This is a genomic window from Acinetobacter sp. ANC_7512, assembly GCF_056779935.1.
Window position 1 is genome coordinate 18,387 of record NZ_JBWYIX010000009.1, and the last position, 22,062, is coordinate 40,448.

A 22,062-nucleotide genomic window follows, 5' to 3' on the forward strand; every position below is an offset into this window, starting at 1 on the left:
TCTCTTATTTATAAAAACTTATTGAGCTCGTGTCTCATTCCAAATATTCAAATTTCCCATGTTAGATAGAAGTTGATACCTCACCACTAAAAACTCTGTCAACAAGGTGGAATAATTCATTTTTGCTTCACTTAACACATTCTGAGCATTAAGCACTTCTAGTAAATTTCCTACACCCGCTTTATAACGTCCTTGAGCGACTTCATAGGCTTCTGAAGCACTTTGATTCAATATCGTTAGCGCCTTAATATTGTCATGAATTGCATTTAGCTCATTATAGTTTTTCCAGATTTCAGCATTAATTTCAAGGTTCAATCTCTCCTGCTCTAATAGCTTTAATTTTAAGTTTTCTTGAGCAATGACAATTTGATTTTTTCGATTATAACCATCAAACAATGGGAAATTGACTTGCACACCCGCTTGTAGAGATTGGCGATCACTTCCATAACTTTCACTCGTTTGTTTTTGCTGATCATAAATGCCATTAAAACTAATAGATGGATATCTAGACCGCTGTATTGCCTTAATTTTATTTTCAGCTGCGAGTGAATCATACTGTGCAGCTTTAAACTTTGGATGCATTTTTTCAGCATCCTGAATGAGGATTTCAATCGGTTTAAGATCTAGCTCTTTTGGAATTTTTAATTGATTATTAATTTTGAAATTTTGGTATGCAGGCTCACCCATTAATGATGCTAAAAGTCCTTTTGCTATTTTTAAATCACCTAAAAATTTAGTTTGATCTGACTTTGCTTTCGCCAAATTTGCGGACATTTGTAATGCATCTGATTTGATACCAACACCCGCACGATATCGAGCATTTGCAATTTCATAGTTTTTTTCTGCAAGTACAACCAACTCATTAATATTATTTAACTTTAACTCAGCCTGAATAATTTGATAATAAGTCGAAATCGTTTTGATGATCATATTTTGCAAAGCAACATCATGCTGTGCCAAAGACATCGCTAATAATTTTTCGGCTTCTTCTGCTTGATAAAATCGACTACCAAAATCATAAAGTAGCCAATTGGCTCTTATTCCAAGTCCGTAACGGCGTAAGTCAGTGTCATAACTCAAAACAGGACGATCTTTTACTTGATTATCATCACGTGACCAATCGTAATTCAAGGTGCTATTCACTTGAGGATAATAATTTGCTTTAGAGATTTTAAGCTGAGCAGCTTGAATACGCGTTTGTACCCAAGTACTTTTTGTCTCAGGATTACGACAAACTGCACGTTCAATGGCATCAAGGAGCTCTATCTGCTGTTCATTCTTGAGACTATTTTGAGATAAACAATGTTGAGGTTGACTTAACATTTTCTGATTTTGAAGGTCAAGTGACACACTTTGATTGAGTTGTTGTTCTATTTGCTTACGTTTTGTCTCATTCTCGCGGGCTTTACGCTGTGCCGTGAGCTCATCAAACCATAAAGTCTTGCTTTGTTTTTTTATATTTGGAGTCAGTTTTGACAACCAACTCTCTGCATAAGCCAATGAACTATGTCCGAATAGCGACCCAGCAACAACAATGAAAGCGATGTATGGAATTTTCATTTAGGTTGCAAATCCTTGGTCAACATATCACGGACAATCACGCCATCTTGTAAAGCGATAATCCGCTCAGCAGATGAAATCGTTTCTGGACGGTGTGCAATAATCAATTTGGTAATATTCAAATGCTTGAGATTTGCATTGACCTCTTGTTCTTTTAATACGTCTAAACTACTGGTCGCCTCATCCATAAATAAAATCTTTGGTTTTTTATAGATAGCACGAGCCAATAAAATTCTTTGTTTTTGTCCTCCTGACAACATATTACCAATATCACCTACTAAGGTTTGATATCCCATTGGCATACGGCTAATGTCATCATGAATTGCGGCATAGGCTGCACATTCTTGTACCCATTGCATGTCTGGATTTGAATCAAAAAAGCAAATGTTTTCTGCGATTGAACCAGCAAATAGAATGTCATCTTGTAACACTGTCGCGACTTGATCTCGCACAGCGTTTAATCCTAATTGTTCAAAGTCACGCCCCATAATTTTGACTTCACCTTCATTCTGTTTAAATACGCCTAACAGAACATGTAGCAGTGTGGTCTTACCGCAACCTGTTGCCCCGACAATGGCGACAGATTGATTTTGGGGAATCTTAAAACTAATCCCCTTGAGTACATATGGGTCATTTTCTGAATATTTAAAGTGCAGATTTTCGACTTCAATTGCATTCTCAACCTGATCTACATTTGTGATTTCAGCATCACCGTATAATTTTTCTTGTTCTGTTAACACAATATCGGATAAACGCTCTACATCAATTTGAAGCATTTTAACTTCGATAAACTTATCGATTAGTCCTGCAACTCGACTATCAAATTGGCCTTTATACGCCATAAATGCCATCAGCACACCAACTGTAAAATTACCCTCCAATACCAATGTGGCACCTAACCAAATAATTAGAATGTTCTGAATCCCAAATAAGACTCCATTCGCCAATGAGAATCCCAACCCCAGCTTTTGGGTGGTTAATCCGGCATTCACTTGATTGACCATAAGATTTAACCAAGTCGAACGGCGAACATCTTGTCGCTGGAACAGTTTTATGGTTTTTGCCCCACGCACGGTTTCCATAAAATGGCTGCTTTGCTTCGCTGCATGAATAATTTGCGCTTCAGTCGCTCGCTTCAAAGGTGCATACCAAATCCATCGGATTAAGGCGTATAAGCCCATGGTAAAAATTGCAATCCAAGCTAACTTCGGACTGTATACAAACATTAAAATCAACGTAAATACTGTCATTAATCCATCAAGAATCGCAGCTAAGAACGTTGTGGTGAGCGTGATTTGAATGTTCCCAATTGATCCAAATCGCGAAACAATGTCACCGAGTGATCGTCTTTCAAAATAAGAGACAGGAACATTAATCATGTGATTAAAGACGTTGGCTTGCCACTGCACACTTAAATGTGTGCTCATATACATCATGATCCAAGAACGAAGTAGCCCGATAAACTGCTGAAGCAACATCAACATGCCAAACCCAATAGCCAGTATCGTTAAGAGATCCCGATCTGCAGATACGATCACATGGTCGATCACCCATTGCATAAAAAATGGGCTAATTAATGAAAAAACTTCTAAGGCTAAGGCCAAGATTAAAATTTGCCCGAGAGATTTCCATAAACCACGAACATGACCGATTAGACCTTTAAGCTGAATCTGATTTTTATCTTCTTTTTTTTCAAATTCAGTATCTGGCCAAAGCTCTAATGCAACACCCGTAAAATGTTCAGACACCTCATTGAGTGTCAGTACACGTTTACCAGATGCTGGATCTAAAATCGTGACTTTATTGGCACTGACTTCTTGCAATACCACAAAGTGGTTGAAATCCCAATGTAAAATACACGGGGTTTTAAGCTGATCTAAATCTTCTAAATCCAGCTTTAATGGGCGTGTTACCATTTTCAACTGATTACTAATTTTGATCAGCTGATTGAGATTTGAACCCTTTTGAGAAACTGAAAAACGACGTCTTAACGTTAATAAATCAGACTCATAGCCATAATAATGCGCAATCATCGCAATACAGGCTAATCCACATTCTGTCGCTTCCGTCTGTAAAATGGTTGGAATTTTCCGTCCAAATCCAAGAGAAATTTTGTCTAATATCTGCATGTTATTTCTTCTTATATCTTGCCAGTGATGCTATATAACGGTTCGAGTACCCATTCATATAGTTTTCTTTTTTCTTGCATGATATCTGCATCAAAGGCCATGCCCACTTTAAGAGGCTTACTTTCACCATAGGCTTTTACAAACTGTTGTTCTAATTTGACTTTGACTAAATACACAGGTTCACTTTGGTTAAGTGTTACACCCTGACTTAACTCGCCTAAATTGGTCAGTTCTTGTGGGTTCATCGTCGTCGCTGAGATTGAATGAATCACACCTTCACCTTGACCAAATTTTTGGTAAGGATAGGCTTGAAAACGAAGTTTTACGGTTTGACCAGTCCGTATAAATCCAATTGCTGAACTGGGTACAAAAAGATGTGCTTCTAAATAAGAAGGCGTCGGAACAATATTCATGACAGGAATATTAGGAGAAATAAACTGACCAACCTCTGCATTAATCGATGCTATTTTTCCTGTCGCATTGGCTTGTAATAGCAAACTATCCCGCGCTTTATTTTCTAAAAACTCTTGCTGATTCGAAGCTAATTGACGATCGACCAAAGTCAGCTCACTTTCCAACTTCGATGCTAGTCCTTGCTGAGCCAATAATTTATTTTCTAATTCAGCTTGTTTAGTATTTTTTTCTCGCTCATAGCTCTGTAAAGCAACTTTTAGGCTGATATAGTTATCTTGCTTCTGTTGATATTCTTCAATCGAAATATATTCTTTATCTTTTAAATCTCGATAACGATGTGTATTTTCTTGTGCAAGTGCTAGACGTTGGCTTTGCTCGGCAATTAAGCCATCTAATTTTATTAAATCTAAACGTATAGATTGAATTTCTGCATTTAATTGTTGAACACTATTTAAATGTAAGTCTTTTAGTTTATTTTTTTCAGTATCTAAACTTTGTTTTTTTAACTCAATTTGTTGTTGTACAGACTCATTATAGTTACCTGTACTATTATAACGCGTCATTTTTAATGCAATTAATGGTGTCCCTTTCTCCACTAACTGACCTTCTTTGACGAATTTTTCACTGACTATGCCGCCTTCAGCACTATAAACTCGGATTAAACCCGTATTAGGAATCAATAATCCTTTAACACTCGTCCTCTTCGTGTAGCTTCCAAAAAAAATAAAACTCACTAATAAAACAGTGAAAGTGGCGACAACAATCGTAAGTACCGTAAATGAAAATGGTCGAATCAAAATGACTTCACCAATCCACTTTGACTTTTGTGCATCAATCGCTTTGTCTCTAAACAGCTTATTTGTCATATATATTTGTAATTAATTTTTCAAGTACGGGTTTTTATATTGAATTTTCATCCAGTTGACTACATTTCAACAGCGTGCATAAAAGAGACAAACACAAACCAAAAGTTTTCAATAAAATAGTCATAATCTGTGTTGTCTCCTGTTCTATCCCACACTTCGCTCACCTAAATCTGCTTTGAATAAACTCAGTTGGATACTGATTTCAATAGATTAAAAACGAAGCGTTCATCTCGCTTTATTTCAAAACTCGATTGACTAAAGGTGCTGTGAACAAAGCATGAGGATCATATTGCTTTAAAATATGACTACTCGACTGAATGGTTAAATGATTAGATTGACCCTGAGCATGGACGCGTGGAATTTCGTAATCGATATAAGTTGAACTATCCCAAGCTTTTTGATTGGTATAGCCCCACCCTTTAGACCATTCTGGTCGCATCAAAGAATCACCTTTATAACGTTGTGACATCCACTCCTCAACTTCTGTGTAAAATTGCGCTGAGAATGGCGTACCTGGCAAGGTTAAAATATCAAACCAAACGGCACAGTCCCATTCAGGATGATCAGGACAAGGTTTAATGGCTGATAATGCTGCTGTTTGAGCGCTGTGAACAATTGAATCTTCTGGATGATCCAAGCCCGTAACTCGAATTTCAACAGGTCCATTCATTGGGAAACGACCCATTTTTTGATATTGCTTCATTTTCATGCTGTAATAATCACAAAAATCAGCAATAACCCGTTGAACGTTTGCACGACTGGTAATGACAGCATAGCCATTTGCCGTAACACGCAAAGTTGTTGGTTTGACATACAGTAAAACGTTTTTTGACGTTCCCCATAAATCATAAGTTTGAGTGGAAGCCAAACCACCAGTCAAAATCGTCGTGATTCCAGATAATGGCGTACCATTTAAACCTAGTTTAGAGATTTCATACTGGGTAAAACCAAAGGTTGGCGTGAGATAAGTACTTTTATTGACGATGATTTTATGAATTAAATCTGTAATAGGTTTGATTAAATTATCTGAGAACCAATAATTGAATGGTTTGACTGTCTGTCGAGCAGTCAAAGGACGATACGGAGTAACAGTCCAAACTTTTAACCAAGGATAATCGGTGAATGGAAACCAAATTGCTTCTGCACGACCAGATTTATCCAGGAAATGAGAGAAGGTACGTCCAGCATGCTTATCTTGAGCAAATAGCTCATTGATATGAATGTCGGTATAGCTTTCACAACGAATATATTGATTTTTTGACGTTTGTAATTGTGCAGATAAAATAAATGCACGACCTATATGAACTAAAAATGCACGAATTTCAGGATCATTTCGCAGGAAGGTTTTTGCAACGTATCGACCTTCTCGTTGGTCGAAAACAGCAGCAGTGATCGATACCACTAAATTACTGATCGAACCATAAGTTTGACCTTCTTGTTTTTTTTCCCCTACGGCAGGTACACCTGTGCCATGACCATCAATGGCCAACACACCACCCAAAGTTAAATCTCCAGGTGCTGGTACTGCCACAAATCCACGATTACGGTATTCCATTGCGGTTAACAATGCTTCCATTTGAATGCCGGCTTCGGCAGTCACAATACCGTTTGCATCAATACTTACTTTGTTGATATACGTTGGCATATCAATCAATAAAATTTTAGTAATCGTGTCTTGATCATCCAACAATAAAGGTGACCAATTATGTGACATCCCTTTGGCTCTGACTTTATAACCATTTTGATAAGCCCAATTAATCGCTTTTAAAACTTGTTCTTGATTTCTGGGTGATGCTGTCCATGCATTTTCATAACGAGATTCCCCAGACCAATTTTCATATTCCTGTTTAAAAATTGAGATTTCAGTTGGGAAATTTACTAATCTTTCTTGTAAAGGAAAAAACCAAGCCTCTGCCTTTTGTGTTGGGAACCATGCTGAAACAGCACCAACAGCAGCTAAGCTACCCATTGTTTTTAGAAAGTTTCTTTTATCGTGATCTATTTGTTCTGAAGAATTCTGCATTGTTATAGCCACCAAAAGTTTAGCTTTATTATTTATGTTACTGAAAGCAGACCAGTACTCATGACCAGTCTGCCTTTAACACTTTATTTAAAACTTATGAAAGCCAAGCACGAACGCCATTCAAAGTCGGAAGAAGTTTATATTGACCTTCTGCCTTTTCTTTTTCGTAATGGTTTGGAGTTTCATCTACATCGCCACCAAGTGCACGACCTAGACCAATTAATGTTTTTGATGCCACTAAACCAGTAGTATCAGCAGCTTGGTGTACTAGCCCTAAACCTACTGCACTAAATACAACACCAACTGATGAAATCAGTTTTGAATTAAGTGTTTGATTGAATAAATTCACACCGTGGATGATTGAGTCACCAATCAACGTTCCAGCACCAGATACTTCATTGATTTCTTCTTGCTTTAATTCAACTAAGCTCATGATTGAAAACCTCGTTATAAAGAATTTATGTTAAATACACCTAACTTTTGTTAAGCATTTTTTAATATACAGGATGAAATATGTAGTATTAATGACAAATAACTAACGTTATTTAATTATTTTGTGATTTATTTAACATTATTTATGATAATCTGGTTGACTATTTTTATCGAAAATAACTGTTCAATTTCAAATGATAGATACATCATTGGCCCGTTCATCACCATTGATTGAATATGTAGGAGCATTACAAACATGGCAATAAAAAACTAAAAAACAAAATTTTAAGGTCTATTTTAGAAGGTCTTAATATTTACTAGTCCAAAATACATCATCATGTGCAATAGCACTTGAAAAGTCAGCACCAAGACAAAGCAAAACTGAATACAAAGCAATAAGTATGGTTGTATAACTGTCACAGGGAGTCACAGTATCTGCAGAAATTCCGATAAAGAATCCTAATACAGCGGGCAGATTAAAAAAGTATCCCAATGCAATGTCCAAGTAGAACAACACCATGGTTGATGGTAAAAGAAAAAACCGATTTAAGTCGTTGCTTAAATCGGTTTTCAGTCAGTTGATTCACTGAACTAAGTTTTCAATTTTTTGTTTAATTTGAATAATAAGGTATTAACGACCATAGATTTCTAAAAGTTTATCTAAAGTTGCTTGATAATGAATGTTGATGTCTTCAGCTAAAATAGCATACGCATTATCTAACTGAACCATTGGCCAGCCTTCTTTCCAAAAAGGAAAAATATTGTGTAGATCATGCGTTACGATTGCTTCTTCACGTGTAATCGCCTGTGCAACCTGCGATAAAACTTGTGCCGTTTCAGCACCATCAATCTCAAGATAATCAATACCACGCGCTTTAAGAATACGAATTCTGTCTTTTTTATATTTAATTTTTTTTGCTTGTGCTTCATTTAAGCCTAGCGCAAGTGTCACTGCTTCAACAAACTTTTCTTCGAAAGATTGATGTAATGCAACCAAGGCTTTTTTATGTGCTTCCTGACGCCCCTCTTTACCACCACTTCGAATCAGTTTATTCGCCTCAACATTAAGTTCGTCAGATTTCATTGACTGCAAAATATCTAAAATTTCGATATCACTTAAAGATTCAGCATTGTGGTGTGTCATGGGAGTACTTCAATTCAACTTAATCTTGCATTTTCTCATAATTCAACACAAATACATAATCTAATTCAAATTGAATCGATAAACTTTCAAATGATTCTAAATATTTGGAATTATACTTCTGAGTTTTAGTGCAATATTAAAGTCAAAACGATGGGTAGTGTGATTGCAGCACCGATAATTTGCAGACTAATTACGCCAGCCATTAATTGACTGTCACCACCTAATACTTTTGTCAGAATATAAGCAGCTGAAGCCGTTGGTAATGCAAAATATAAAATGAAGATTTGCGTCTCTAAAGTATTGAAGCCCAGCATTTTACAGACCAACCAAGCCAATATCGGCATTAAACATAAACGCGATAGCGTGTTGATCATTAGCGGAAATGATTCTTTTTTAAGAGCCACAAATTGCAATGCAGCACCGACACACATTAGTCCCATAGGTAAGCTACATATCGCAAGTTGGTAAATTAATGACTCTGCACCCTTCCATAATGGCAGCCCGGATACATTGTAGAGCACCCCAACCAGACAACCTAAAATTAAAGGGTTTTTAAGTAGCGATATAATCACTGCTCGAAAATTCATATTTTCATGATCGGTCAGTGCCAATACCGAGATGATATTCACAACAGGAATACTGATTGCCAACAGCAATGCAAAAATCGTCATGCCTTCTGCTGGAAAAAGCGAAGCAACAACTGCTAAACCAATATAGGTATTAAAACGTACATTACTTTGAACATAGACTCCAAATCTTCGTGTTGGGGTCTGAAAAATTCTTTTTAGAATATATAAAACCGCACAAGCAATTGGAAAGACCACGAGTAAAATGACTAAAATTTTACTCACCATCTCCATATGAATATCAGCTTGAGCCAAATTACCAAAAAGCATGGCAGGAAAAAAAACAAAATAGTTAAGTTTCTCTGCACCCGCCCAAAACTCGTCTGTTAAATACGATTTCTGTTTAAGAAAATATCCAATTAATATGAGCCCTATCAGGGGCACTAAGGATAAAACAATGCTGTACATAAATGATGAGCCTAATCGAGTGCAGATCGCTCAGCCCTAATACGCTCAATCAACTACAGTGGTTTATTGCATGCATTTTGAACTGATCATTTTATATTACACTGCATCAAGCTGATCGTCTCAAAAATTCATCATTTACATCGAGCATTGACTTGTTTTATATACGCTAAAATTTCAGGCAAAGTCTGGATTGTTTTATTTAACGGCGGTTGATGTTCAGCTAAGGATTGGTGAAACCCCGCCAAATATAGTCCATCTAATCCAGCCTGAGTAGCACCCCAATAATCATTCACTGGATGATCACCAACATAAAGACAATGGTCAGGTGCAATTCCTAATTGTTGACAAGTCATATGAAATATTTCTGCTTGAGGCTTTGACACACCTGCCTTCTCAGAACTTATGATCACATCAAAACAATGCGCGATTCCTAGACCTTCGATAATTTTGTGTCGAGTGAAATGTCCTCCATTCGAAATGATTGCCAACTTAAATCCTTCGCTTCTAAGCTGATCAAGCGTCTGAATAGCATTTGGCATCATGACTGCGTTTAGTCCAAATTGATTAAACCAATAGTCACTTAATTCATCTAATTCTGGTGCTTTTTTCCATTTCAACTGCTTGAGTAATGCATGAGCGACTGAACCACCAATGGTAGGTGCAGTCATTCGTTCTCGGATGGGATAGCCACCATGATCAATATATCGAATCGTTTCGAGAATCTCAGCTTGCGCAGACGAGGCAGATTGATCAATTTGCTGTTTATAAGTATTAAATAATGCCCGACTAAAAGTTTGAACACTTAAATCTCGATGTGTCAGTGTATTGTCCAAATCAAAAATAACAGCTTGAATTTTCATAGTGCTTAGAGGAGTGTATTCATTTGCCCATGCTATCAACTCTCCGTAATCTCGATTATTCATTTTTATTTCATCCTAAGCATGAAAATGAATAAAAGATAGATTACAGACTAATTCCATTGATGTTTGTTTTGAGCTGTATACCGACTCCATACTAAAATCGGTATGAACAAAAATAATCCTAATATACAGATCAAAATGAGATATGAGGTATAACCGAGCCAATCGCCTAATATGCCACTCAAGGTATACAGTGCTCCCGCAATGGAAGCCATCAATGCGACTTGGAAAGTAAAATCTGTTCCTGCAAATTCTTTCCGACTGTATTGCATCACCAAGGTTAGAATAATCACCAATAACATCGCAGCGAACATATCTTCTAAAGCATTGATGATATAGATCCACACGACGTTCAATTCAGAAGGTCGCGCCTCATAATGCGATAACCATGCAAATCCAATGAGACTCAATAATTTAAGCAGTGAAAAAGTAATTAAAGCACTTTGACGCGAATAAAACCTAAGTAGCCAACCTGCAATACCTGCTCCGATCAAAGCAGCAAATGCTCCAAGCATGGTCACATTGACACCAATTTGCGTCTTAGATAGTCCTAAATCGACCAACAATGGTTTAAGAATAGGTCCAGACAATCCATCCGTCACTTTAATGCTACACAATACAAAAAACCAAAGTCTGAGTTCTCGATTTTGAAAAAAATATTTTAAGTAATGACTTAAAGCTTTCACGAAATTTTGAGTTTTAGATGATGAATCATCATCTTGATGATTATTGATACTTTGTGAAGCATGTTGAGGCTCACGATACAATAATACGGGTAGCGTATTAAATGCCACCAAAACAGCCAAGCATAAAAAAGTGGTTTGCCAAGTCAATGCATCTAATACCCACAATATCGCACCGCCTCCCACAATAAAGCCCAATCTTGAACCAATCACTTGGAACATATTGCCTAGATGCTGTTGTTCACCTTTTAGAATATTCACAGCTAAGCCATCGGTTGCTATATCTTGAGTCGCTCCGATACTATTCATCATCAACAATGCCACGAAAAATCCAAAGAGATATTGAGGTTGGTTCAGTGATTGAATGGGGATAAACGATAAGATTATCAGCGTAATCATTGTGAGTAACTGAGTGGGTATAATCCAACTGCGGTAATGCCCTTGATTGAACAAATGATGGCGATCAACCAATGGAGCCCATAAAACTTTGAGTGCCCACGGAGCCATCAGCAATCCAAATCCACCAATATGCGTTAAGGAAACACCTTCAGCACGCAGAATCACGGGCAAAGCATGTGTCATAAATCCTACTGGCAATCCTTGCGCCCAATAGAGTGAAAATAAAAGCACATACATCTTGGTATTTGGTGACATGAAAGAGGTATCCTGCGACTGATGTCTTTTTAATCAATTCGTATTGAGATGTCCTTGTCACTTGGTTCTTATTCTGCCAATGTATCTCATACACAAGATCTTTATAATAAATTTAAAAAGCATTATACAACACACAATGAACAATAGATTTCCAAAATTGCCATCACAAGTTCCTCAACGCGGTTCAAAGTTGAGTCGAGCAGCGTTCAAACAGCTTTATCTTAGACAAGGCTGGTCTTTTGAAGGAGAATTTCCAAATTTCCCCAAAGCTGTCGCAATTGTGTCCCCGCATACATCAAATTATGATGGAATGTATGCCTTTCTCGCGATGCTTGGCATTGGCATTGAAGTCACAATCTTTGGAAAAGATAGTCTTTTCAAATCTCCACTCAAACATTTACTCAAATGGATCGGGGTGATTCCGGTAAAACGCGATACCCCCCAAGGCTTGACTCAACAAATTGTTCAAGCTATTCATGAACGAGATAAAATTTGGGTGGCAATGGCACCTGAAGGTACACGAAAAAGTGCTAAAAAGATTCGCAGCGGTTTTTATCACATTGCCTTAGGTGCAAATATACCAGTGGTAATGTTTGCATTAGACTATGATCATAAAGTCATACGATGTTTAGGAAGCCTTGAAATGACGGGAGACTATGAATCTGATCTGCACAAAATATTAGAATATTATCGTGGAAAAATTTCTCCTAAAAATATAAGTCGTTTAGCATTACCCTTTAAAGAACTTTTGTAAAAATGCTAGAAAAATAGACAGCAATCTGTTGAGATATGCCTAAAATTTTGACACTTTTTAGCAGATTAATGTCTATGTCATTGCTCCTCAATCTTCCCAAAATCAGCTTCATTGGCCTGAGTTTATTGGCGCTATCAGGCTGTAACTCTACTGTAAAAAATCCTACACAATCCACTCAAATTCAAGCACGCGAGCCAGTGATCGCCATTGCTCTAGGCGGTGGTGGTGCAAAAGGTTTTGCGCATATTGGTGTATTAAAGGTTTTAGAATCTCATGGTATAAAACCCAAAATTGTTACGGGTACAAGTGCTGGAAGTTTTGTCGGTAGTATTTATGCTTCAGGCAAATCTCCCTATCAACTACAGCAAATTGCACTTCAACTGAAAGAGTCCGATATTCGTGATTTAACTTTAAATCGACAGGGTGTGGTCCTCGGTCAAAAGCTCCAAGATTATGTCAATCGACAGGTTGGGAACAAACCGATTGAACTATTCCCGATTCGATTTGCTGCAGTTGCCACACGTTTAGATAATGGTAAACGCGCTGATTTCGTCAAAGGTAATACAGGTCAAGCCGTAAGAGCGTCATGTAGTATCCCTAACGTCTTTGTTCCAACAACGATTGGCAAAACCAAATATGTTGATGGTGGACTCGTGAGTCCAATTCCAGTTCAAACTGCCAAAAATATGGGTGCAGATATTGTGATAGCAGTTGATATTTCTGCACGCCCTGCAGGCAATAAGCCGATGAGCATGTGGGGACTGTTGGATCAAACGATTAATATTATGGGTCAACAAAGTATCAATACTGAACTCAATGCAGCTACAGTCGTGATTCAGCCAAAAGTTGGCCATTTAGGAACTTTGGATTTGAAAGCCAGCAATGAGGCAATACTTGAAGGTGAGAAAGCAGCGCAACTGAAAATTAAATCAATAGATACCGCAATTGCCAATTTCAAAAAATCTCCTGCTGCTTTCAAACCTGCACCAACAGCTCGCTTTTAAGCATTTTTTATAGGCTTCTCTGCCCTAGTCTGTTATCTTGATATAGATGTTTTCGTCTATAACAAGATAACGATTAGAGTAGATGTATGGACTTATTGATTGAACCTTGGCATTGGTTTGTATTAGGTATTTTGCTCATCCTGTCTGAGCTCATTTTACCGGCCTTTGCTGCACTGTGGTTTGGTATAGCTGCAGTCATTATTAGCATACTGGTGTGGCTATTTCCTTCTATGGGGCTTCCAGCTCAAATTATTTTATGGGTTGTCCTATCGATTTCATGTACGGTGATTTGGTTTAAATTTATTAAACCACTTTCCGTTGATAAGACTAAAGCGGGGCTCTCACGTGAAGCGACAATCGGACAAGTTGGGATGGTGATTCAAATTGGTCATGAACCTGAATTAGTCAAAGTTCGGTTTCAGCTTCCAGTTCTCGGCTCTGACGAATGGAATTGCAGAACACTGAACCCTGTTCAGGTCGGTGATCGTGTCAGAGTTACAGATATTTTAGGTAATGAGCTGGTCGTTCAAGCGCACAATAACCTCAACTCACCGTTATAAACAATAATTCTTAAAGGAGTAGAAATGTCTGGTTCAATTATTGCCTTCGCATTTTTGGCATTCGTCGGGATCACTATTTTTAAAGGGGTTCGTATTGTTCCTCAAGGCTATAAATGGATCGTACAACGTCTGGGTAAATACCATACAACCTTAAGTCCAGGTCTAAACTTTGTGATTCCTTATGTTGATGAAGTCGCATATAAAGTCACGACAAAAGATATCGTTCTCGATATTCCATCTCAGGAAGTGATTACAAGAGATAACGCAGTTCTTTTAATGAACGCTGTTGCCTATATCAACATTACTACACCAGAAAAAGCAGTCTACGGTATCGAAAACTATACTTGGGCAATCCAAAACCTTGTCCAAACTTCTTTACGTTCAATCGTAGGTGAAATGGACTTGGATGATGCTTTATCTTCACGTGATCACATTAAAGCGAAGCTAAAAGCAGCAATTTCTGATGATATTTCAGATTGGGGAATTACGCTTAAAACGGTTGAAATCCAAGATATTCAACCATCAGGTACAATGCAATCCGCAATGGAAGCCCAAGCCGCAGCTGAACGTCAGCGTCGTGCGACAGTGACACGTGCTGATGGTGAAAAACAAGCTGCGATTCTTGAAGCTGAAGGTCGTCTTGAAGCATCACGTCGTGATGCTGAGGCTCAAGTTGTACTCGCTGAAGCTTCAGAAAAAGCCATTAATATGGTTACCAATGCTGTAGGCGACAAAGAGATCCCTGTCGCTTATCTACTTGGTGAACAATATGTAAAAGCAATGCAGGATATGGCTAAATCTAATAATGCTAAAACTGTGGTATTGCCTGCTGACATCATGAATACGATTCGTGGGGTAATGGGTCGTAATAATCCTTAAATCGCTCAAACACTCTTCAAAATTTAAAAAGGCAGCTTCGGCTGCCTTTGTTATTGATATGACTCAAGATTCAATTCTTCAGCATTTATTTTAAATTTATGGTTAAATTTCGCATCCTGAAAGATTGCCTGAAAACAATCTATCGTCTAACTGCATCATGGAAATTGTATGAGCACCTTTGATCCCACCTTAATCACTTTCTTGTTCTATATTGTCGCCATGGTCGTGATTGGTTTAATCGCGTATCGAGCGACCACGAACTTTTCAGATTATATTTTGGGTGGACGACGCTTGGGAAGTTTTGTAACAGCCCTTTCAGCTGGTGCTTCTGACATGAGTGGCTGGTTACTTATGGGTTTGCCAGGTGCTATTTATCTTTCTGGTCTATCAGAAATGTGGATTGCAATTGGTTTAATTATTGGTGCATGGCTCAACTGGCTGTTAGTGGCAGGACGTCTCAGAGTTCATACTGAAGTTCAACACAATGCCCTTACACTCCCAGATTACTTTTCCAATCGTTTTAATGATCAGAAAAAAATTCTACGAATCGTTTCTGCATTTGTCATTTTAATCTTCTTTGCCATTTATTGTGCTTCAGGCATGGTTGCAGGCGCTCGATTATTTGAAAGTATGTTTGATCTTTCTTACAGCACTGCCCTTTGGATTAGTGCAATTGCAACGATCAGTTACGTTTTTATTGGTGGTTTCTTGGCTGTTTCTTGGACAGACACCATCCAAGCGGGATTAATGATTTTTGCCTTATTGCTTACCCCCATCGTGGCTTTACTGACTTTTTCCGATTTATCTCAAGTGAATTTAGCACTTGAAGCAGCACGACCAGAAGCAAGCAGTTTAATAGGTAATTTAAGTACCGTCGCAATTATTTCATTACTGGCCTGGGGTTTAGGCTATTTCGGACAACCTCATATTCTTGTACGTTTTATGGCTGCTGATTCAGTTAAATCGATTCCTAATGCTCGTCGTATTGGTATGACTTGGATGATTCTGTGCCTTGGTGGTGCAGTGGCTGCTGGATATGTCGGTATTGCTTATTTTCAGCAAAATCCACAGTTCGCTAATATTGTGAATGCTAACCCTGAAACTGTATTTATGGAGTTAACGAAAGTTCTATTTAACCCATGGATCGCCGGCATTGTATTAGCTGCCATTTTGGCTGCGGTAATGAGTACATTGAGTTGTCAACTTCTTGTTTGTTCAAGCACTTTAACCGAAGATTTTTATAAATCTTTCATCCGTAAAACTGCTTCTCAAAAAGAACTGGTTTGGGTGGGTCGCTTGATGGTGCTACTGATTGCTTTACTTGCGATTGTTTTAGCGTCAAACCCTGAATCTAAAGTACTTGGTCTAGTTGCCTACGCTTGGGCAGGCTTTGGGGCAGCATTTGGCCCGCTCATTATTCTGTCTTTATTCTGGAAACGCATGACATTAAATGGCGCTTTGGCGGGGATGATCATTGGTGCAGTGACCGTTATTGTATGGAAAAATATTTGGGCTGATACTGGAATCTATGAAATCATTCCTGGCTTTATTTGCTCCCTCATCGCAATCATTGTTGTGAGTTTATTAGGTAAGCAACCGACCTCAGATGTTACTGACCGATTTGACGAAGCAGACCGATTATATAAAGCGACAAAATAACAAATGAAAAAGAGGACTTTCAGTCCTCTTTTTTTTTTAACTTTTTCGAGCAAGTAAAAAAGCTGAAATCTGCTTAAGTTCAGATGCCGAATCACCAAAATAATCTAAAGCACTAATGGCTTGCTGATGAAGCTTATTTGCATATTCTTTTGCAGCATCTAAGCCCAATAAAGCTGGGTATGTTGATTTTTCTACAAGTTCATCTTTTCCAGCGGTCTTTCCAAGCGTTTCAGTATCCGAAACTATATCTAAAATATCATCTTGTACTTGAAATGCTAAACCTAATGCCTGACCAAATTCACGCAATTTCGGTATTCCTGCATCTACACCGTCCATCACTGTCACTGCTGACATCATGATTGCCGCCTGAATCAGTGCACCAGTTTTATTACGATGAATATTTTCCAATGCTTCCTGATCAATTTTCTTGCCTTCTGCTTGCAAATCTAGGACTTGACCACAAACCATCTTAGAAGATGATGTCGCCAATATCTGCATTTGCTTCAACACAATAGAAGGATCTACAGTCACTTGTGTATCAAAAAGTCGACTTCCTAAAACCTCAAATGCCATCGACTGCAAGATATCTCCCGCAAGTAGTGCTGTATCTTCACCATATGCAACATGGCAAGTTGGTTGACCACGACGCAACAAATCATTATCCATACATGGTAAGTCGTCATGAGCAAGTGAATAGCAATGAATTAACTCGACTGCAACTGCTGCACGTCGCACAGCAGCAAAATTTTTATGATCTTCACTTAATTCTGCTGTTGCATACGCTAAAGCTGGACGAACCCGTTTTCCACCTAACATGACTGCATGATTTACAGCACTTTTCAAAGGCTCTGGAATGAAAAATGCATCTAGTGCAATTTTCAGATCCTGTTGGATTTGCTGTTGAGCACGTTGTAATACTTCACTATTCACAGAGATATGTACTGTCACTGCCGTCTTTGAACCTCAAGTTATACCGTTTCATGTCGGTATATATAAAATTGTCCTTATTCTACAACCAATTGTGATTGCTACAAAACACAATGCTGATTTGTTTTATTTAGTGATAGGTTTAAATGAAGAGTGACTATTCATCTAACACATGAATCGAGTTTCGACCCAATACATGTGCAATGTCAACCGCACGATCTAAGGTTTCTAATATTTGCTTTTCTGAGTACATTTTCTGGCAATTAGGATGAAAAATCCCAATCGCACACGTGAGTACCTCATCCTCTTGAGGATCGAAATAAATTTTTTCACGGACCAATGTTTGTTTTAGGCGTTCAGCAATGGTGAGAATTTTCCAAGGAGTCGATTCTTGAATCACCAAGATAAAACTTGCAGAATTCAAACGATAGACTTCTGCTAAATCTTGATTCAACTCCTCTTTAATCAGAGATCCAATACGACTCAAAATTTCATCGCCAATGGTATAACTATTGAGCTGATTAAACTTTTTAAAATTTTCGACTTCAAACTTGATAAAAGAATAATTTTTCCGATCTTGAATAAGGAAGCGATCTTTTAAAAACTGTTCAAATGCCAGCTTATTGTTCATCCCAGTCACAGGATCCAAATATAGCTCTTCAAACAACCTTTTATTATTTTGGATCAAGACACGTTCACGTCTTTTCAATTTTGTTATATCTGCACATACGATCAACACGCAATCCAAAGAGGATGATTTATCTCTTAAAGCACTAAAATAAATTTGAAAAAAATGCCCTTTTGAATAGAACTCATTTTCAATTTTGTATAAACGTGAATCATTTCGAAACAATTGCAGCGCATCTTGAAATAATTGGTAAACCGTCGTTGATACGAAACCTAATTTCTTTCCGAGTAAATAGAGTGCATCACTCTCATAGATATCAGCAAATAATTGATTTGCACTAATAAATACACCATCATGCTGAACTAGCGCCACAGGCACAGGGATTTTGGCAATCACAGATACCAAATCTAATTTATTTGTAGCATGAATTTGGTTTAGAAACTCTTGATCAATCTTGGGCGTATCCTGCTCAAAATTATTATCCTTCTTCATTGGTCTTTCTCATTTTAATTATTCGTGGAGCGAAGGCTATTCAGCAACTTAATTTTATGAATTCGGTGAATATAATCACGTTGACTTATTTCCTTAATATAACATGTCAAAATTGTCATAGTCTCAATTATTTATGAGTGAATCGTACTGTTAGTAATGCTTTCAGACTAATTTAGTATACTTATCACATATTTTAAGCGCGTAAAAAAACCACTCGAAAGTGGTTTTTTCATCTTAAAACGTATCGCCAGGAATTCGCACCCATCCTTCCATGAGTACTCGAGCACTGCGACTCATAATGGCCTTTTTTACCGTCCATTGGTCATTAATTTTCTCCGCTTCAGCGCCTACTCTGAGTGTTCCAGAAGGATGCCCAAATCTGACTGATTTTTTTTCACCACCACCTGAGGCTAAATTGACTAATGTTCCAGGAATTGCAGCGGCGGTTCCAATCGCTACAGCTGCGGTTCCCATCATGGCATGGTGTAGTTTACCCATAGATAAAGCACGAACCGTCAAGTCGATCTCATCAGCGTGTACTGCTTTTCCGCTAGATGAGATGTAATTTTTAGGCGCAGATACAAATGCAATTTTAGGTGTATGCTGACGTTGAACCGCTTCATCAATATGCTGAATAATACCCATCTTTACAGCACCATAAGCACGAATTTTTTCAAACTTGACCAAGGCCTCGACATCATTATTGATATGATCCTGAAGTTCAGTTCCTTCATACCCTAAGTCTGAAGCACACATAAAAATAGTTGGAATACCCGCATTAATCAGCGTCACCTGAAAGCGACCAATATCTGGGACTTCCAGCTCATCAACCACATTTCCTGTGGGAAACATGGCAGCCCCATCCTCTCCATCATCTGCGGGATCTAAAAATTCTATTTGCACCTCTGCAGCTGGAAATGTTACCCCATCAAGCTCGAAATCACCTGTTTCCTGAACCTGACCATTTGTGATTGGGACATGCGCAATAATCGTTTTCTGAATATTGACCTGCCAAATCTTTACCGTACAAATTCCATTCTCTGGGATCTTTTCTGCACTCACGAGACCATTTGAAATCGCAAATGAGCCTACAGCAGCCGTAAGATTGCCACAATTACCACTCCAATCGACGAATGGTCGATCAATTGCAACCTGTCCAAAAAGATAATCTACATCATGATCAGATTGAGCGCTTTTAGAGAGAATAACTGTCTTACTGGTACTAGATGAAGCACCACCCATTCCATCAATTTGTTTGCCATAAGGATCAGGGCTTCCTATCACACGTAATAAAATTTGATCTCTTGCTTTACCTGGAACTTGAGCTTCTTTGGGTAAATCATTTAAGTTAAAGAAAACACCTTTACTCGTTCCTCCACGCATATAAGTGGCTGGAATTTTAATTTGTGGTGTTGAACTCATAGCTCATTCCTTCTCTTTTAATATTTGTTATCAATCGTGATTTTTAGTTCAACACAGTATAAATGATTTTTTATGTGGACATGAGCACTTAACACTATGGTATGAATTTCCATCAATTACGATAGAGTAAATTTAATTCACTCTCACAAAAATAAATTCTAATAAAATTAAATGATTGATTAAAAAATAATTAAATCATTTTTCTATAATAATTTTATTTTATTTAAATCATAAAAAACATTCATGAACGCTGACGTACTAGGCTAATGCAATTTGATCTATTACAATCTTGTAACTTATTTCAATCGTCGGGCTGAATACTTTGAATAACAAGTCTTCACAACTTCAGCGTGGCTTAAAGAATCGTCATATCCAATTAATCGCTATGGGTGGTGCAATTGGTACAGGCTTATTTTTAGGTTCCGCACACGTGATCCAATCTGCCGGCCCATCTATTATTTTGGGTTATGCAATTGGTGGTTTAATCGCTTTTTTAATTATGCGCCAATTAGGCGAAATGATTGTTCATGAACCTGTTGCAGGATCATTTAGTCATTTTGCAAATAAATATTGGGGTAAGTTTCCTGGATTCCTAGCAGGTTGGAACTATTGGATTCTTTATATTTTGGTCGCGATGACCGAATTAACAGCTGTTGCAAAATATATTAACTATTGGTGGCCTCACATTCCTGCTTGGTCATCAGTTCTTTTCTTCTTTATTATCATTACCTTAGTTAACCTCTGTAATGTTAAATTTTATGGAGAATCAGAGTTTTGGCTGTCTATTATTAAAGTAGCAGCTGTCGTGTCGATGATTATCTTCGGTTTATTCTTGTTGTTTACAGCAGGATCTGACTCTACTGCATCATTCAGTAATCTTTGGACTCACGGTGGTTTCTTCCCTCATGGATTCGAAGGTTTATTCTTCATGTTGGCATTCCTGATGTTCGCCTTTGGTGGTATTGAACTGATTGGTATGGCGGCAGCTGAGGCTGAAAATCCAGAGAAAACGATTCCTAAAGCAATTAATCAAGTTGTTTTCCGTATTCTGATTTTCTATGTTGGGTCGCTTACAATTCTTCTTTCTTTAGTTCCATGGAATCAACTGCAACTTGGTGGTCTAGATAAAAGCCCATTCGTAATGATCTTCAGTCAACTGGGTATTGATTGGGCTGCTCACCTGCTCAACTTTATTATTTTGACTGCTGCGCTATCGGTATATAACAGTGGAATGTACGCGAATAGCCGTATGCTTTTTGGTTTAGCAAAACAAGGTAATGCCCCTAAAATTTTTGAAAAAACCAATAAACAAGGTGTACCTGTTCCAGCGGTATTGTTGTCAGCGGTGTTAATTTTCGGATGTGTTTTATTAAACTATTTTGCACCTGAAGATGCTTTAAGTAATTTAATTTATATTGTTGTTGGTGCTCTAGTACTTAACTGGGCGATGATTGCGTTGACTCACTTGAAATTTAAACAAGCGATGAAACTGTCAAATACCACTTCAAAATTTCCTGCTCTATGGTCACCAGCCAGTAACTATTTGGTTCTTGGGTTTATTCTTGTCGTGCTTTACATCATGTGGACTCAGGGCTTAAGCGGTGCTGTGATCATGATTCCGATCTGGATTATCCTGATGTTGGTATTATTTAAATTACTTTACCGAAAATAGTAAGACGCATTAAAAAAGTTATTGCTAAGCAATAACTTTTTTTCAAAAATTTTTTGATCAGATTAGTATGCGTCCTTAGCTTAACTGGATAGAGCAGTTGCCTCCTAAGTGACCGGCGTGGGTTCGAGTCCCGCAGGGCGCACCATTTTCTGAGATTAATACACTTATCAACAAATTGACCCAAAATAAAAAAATAATGTCATTTC

The 22,062-nt window shown here is 37.8% G+C and carries 18 protein-coding genes and 1 tRNA gene; 7 read left to right on the forward strand and 12 right to left on the reverse strand.

Going from position 1 to position 22,062, the window contains the following annotated elements; all coding sequences use genetic code 11:
• Nucleotides 1-18 precede the first annotated feature (18 nt).
• From AC1M9H_RS09515 to AC1M9H_RS09555, 9 genes are all read right to left on the reverse strand, one after another.
• A complete protein-coding gene (locus AC1M9H_RS09515) occupies nt 19-1,560 on the reverse strand; it encodes a TolC family protein (RefSeq protein WP_481613267.1) in 1,542 nt (513 codons plus the stop codon).
• Complete coding sequence (locus AC1M9H_RS09520; protein WP_481613268.1) at nt 1,557-3,689, reverse strand: peptidase domain-containing ABC transporter; 2,133 nt, start codon at nt 3,687-3,689, stop codon at nt 1,557-1,559. Before AC1M9H_RS09520 ends, AC1M9H_RS09515 begins: the two co-directional genes overlap by 4 nt.
• An 11-nt stretch (nt 3,690-3,700) precedes the next feature.
• Nucleotides 3,701-4,969 (reverse strand): HlyD family secretion protein, encoded by a 1,269-nt coding sequence (locus AC1M9H_RS09525; protein WP_481613269.1) that lies wholly within the window; start codon nt 4,967-4,969, stop codon nt 3,701-3,703.
• A gap of 235 nt (nt 4,970-5,204) precedes the next feature.
• Nucleotides 5,205-6,992, reverse strand: coding sequence for a cholesterol oxidase substrate-binding domain-containing protein (locus AC1M9H_RS09530; protein ID WP_481613270.1), 1,788 nt, complete (start codon nt 6,990-6,992; stop codon nt 5,205-5,207).
• A 94-nt stretch (nt 6,993-7,086) separates the two neighbouring features.
• Entirely contained in the window at nt 7,087-7,425 is a 339-nt protein-coding gene (locus AC1M9H_RS09535; protein WP_481591651.1) for a hypothetical protein, read from the reverse strand.
• A 630-nt stretch (nt 7,426-8,055) separates the two neighbouring features.
• Nucleotides 8,056-8,568, reverse strand: a complete 513-nt coding sequence (locus AC1M9H_RS09540; protein WP_481596293.1) for a hypothetical protein — start codon at nt 8,566-8,568, stop codon at nt 8,056-8,058.
• A 125-nt stretch (nt 8,569-8,693) separates the two neighbouring features.
• Nucleotides 8,694-9,602 (reverse strand): AEC family transporter, encoded by a 909-nt coding sequence (locus AC1M9H_RS09545; protein WP_481613271.1) that lies wholly within the window; start codon nt 9,600-9,602, stop codon nt 8,694-8,696.
• A 131-nt stretch (nt 9,603-9,733) separates the two neighbouring features.
• On the reverse strand, nt 9,734-10,462 hold the full coding sequence (locus tag AC1M9H_RS09550; RefSeq protein ID WP_481613307.1) for an HAD family hydrolase: 729 nt from the start codon (nt 10,460-10,462) through the stop codon (nt 9,734-9,736).
• A gap of 110 nt (nt 10,463-10,572) precedes the next feature.
• Nucleotides 10,573-11,859 (reverse strand): MFS transporter, encoded by a 1,287-nt coding sequence (locus AC1M9H_RS09555; protein ID WP_481613272.1) that lies wholly within the window; start codon nt 11,857-11,859, stop codon nt 10,573-10,575.
• Nucleotides 11,860-11,995: 136 nt separating this feature from the next.
• Between AC1M9H_RS09555 and AC1M9H_RS09560 the strand changes: the two genes are divergently transcribed.
• From AC1M9H_RS09560 to putP, 5 genes are all read left to right on the forward strand, one after another.
• Entirely contained in the window at nt 11,996-12,613 is a 618-nt protein-coding gene (locus AC1M9H_RS09560; RefSeq protein ID WP_481613273.1) for a lysophospholipid acyltransferase family protein, read from the forward strand.
• Between the two features lie 74 nt (nt 12,614-12,687).
• Nucleotides 12,688-13,617, forward strand: coding sequence for a patatin-like phospholipase family protein (locus tag AC1M9H_RS09565; protein WP_481595096.1), 930 nt, complete (start codon nt 12,688-12,690; stop codon nt 13,615-13,617).
• Between the two features lie 86 nt (nt 13,618-13,703).
• Nucleotides 13,704-14,177: an NfeD family protein gene (locus AC1M9H_RS09570; RefSeq protein ID WP_092767009.1), complete on the forward strand. Its 474-nt coding sequence runs from the start codon at nt 13,704-13,706 to the stop codon at nt 14,175-14,177.
• A gap of 24 nt (nt 14,178-14,201) precedes the next feature.
• Nucleotides 14,202-15,056 (forward strand): SPFH domain-containing protein, encoded by an 855-nt coding sequence (locus tag AC1M9H_RS09575; protein WP_481613274.1) that lies wholly within the window; start codon nt 14,202-14,204, stop codon nt 15,054-15,056.
• 168 nt (nt 15,057-15,224) lie between these two features.
• On the forward strand, nt 15,225-16,715 hold the full coding sequence (gene putP / locus AC1M9H_RS09580) for a sodium/proline symporter PutP (protein WP_035268032.1): 1,491 nt from the start codon (nt 15,225-15,227) through the stop codon (nt 16,713-16,715).
• Nucleotides 16,716-16,751: 36 nt separating this feature from the next.
• Here putP and AC1M9H_RS09585 read toward each other — a convergent pair whose 3' ends face one another.
• The 3 genes from AC1M9H_RS09585 to prpF all read right to left on the reverse strand — a co-directional run bounded on the left by AC1M9H_RS09585 (nt 16,752) and on the right by prpF (nt 20,184).
• On the reverse strand, nt 16,752-17,663 hold the full coding sequence (locus tag AC1M9H_RS09585) for a polyprenyl synthetase family protein (RefSeq protein ID WP_092767007.1): 912 nt from the start codon (nt 17,661-17,663) through the stop codon (nt 16,752-16,754).
• Nucleotides 17,664-17,799: 136 nt separating this feature from the next.
• Entirely contained in the window at nt 17,800-18,762 is a 963-nt protein-coding gene (locus AC1M9H_RS09590; RefSeq protein ID WP_481613275.1) for a GGDEF domain-containing protein, read from the reverse strand.
• A gap of 234 nt (nt 18,763-18,996) precedes the next feature.
• Nucleotides 18,997-20,184: a 2-methylaconitate cis-trans isomerase PrpF gene (gene prpF / locus AC1M9H_RS09595; protein ID WP_092767005.1), complete on the reverse strand. Its 1,188-nt coding sequence runs from the start codon at nt 20,182-20,184 to the stop codon at nt 18,997-18,999.
• Nucleotides 20,185-20,506: 322 nt separating this feature from the next.
• On the opposite strand from prpF, the gene AC1M9H_RS09600 reads away from it, so the two are divergent.
• Complete coding sequence (locus tag AC1M9H_RS09600) at nt 20,507-21,856, forward strand: amino acid permease (protein WP_035268041.1); 1,350 nt, start codon at nt 20,507-20,509, stop codon at nt 21,854-21,856.
• A gap of 69 nt (nt 21,857-21,925) precedes the next feature.
• A tRNA-Arg gene (locus AC1M9H_RS09605) sits at nt 21,926-22,001 on the forward strand.
• The last annotated feature ends 61 nt before the right edge of the window (nt 22,002-22,062 follow it).